Raw genomic sequence first — 416 nt, forward strand, 5'->3', positions numbered from 1 at the left:
CCAGCCCACGCGCCGCGGCCGGCCCCACGAACAAAAAACTCATCGTCGTGATGCTGCGCGGCGCCGTCGACGGCCTGAACGTCGTGGCGCCCGTCGGCGACGGGAACTACCTGCGCCTGCGCCCCACGATCGGCCTCGCGGCGCCCGGCATGGAGGGCGGGGCGCTGGACCTGGACGGCTACTTCGGCCTGCATCCCGCGCTGGCCAGCCTGCAGCCGCTGTGGGCCGCGCGCAAGCTCGCGTTCGTGCACGCCAGCGGTTCGCCGGACGCCACGCGTTCCCACTTCGACGCGCAGGACTACATGGAATCCGCGACGCCGGGCCGCAAGAACACGCCGGACGGCTGGATGAACCGCCTCGTGGCCGCGCTGCCCGGCCCGCAGTCGCCCAGCCGGCTGCTGGGCATCGGCCCGGTG

At 74.0% G+C, this 416-nt stretch carries 1 protein-coding gene; it reads left to right on the top strand.

What is annotated here, in order from left to right:
* On the top strand, nt 1–416 hold a 416-nt coding region (locus ACEN88_RS34395), incomplete at both ends, for a DUF1501 domain-containing protein (RefSeq protein ID WP_413346888.1).

Source organism: Massilia sp. CT11-108, from assembly GCF_047302915.1.
GTDB lineage: Bacteria > Pseudomonadota > Gammaproteobacteria > Burkholderiales > Burkholderiaceae_D > Telluria > Telluria orientalis.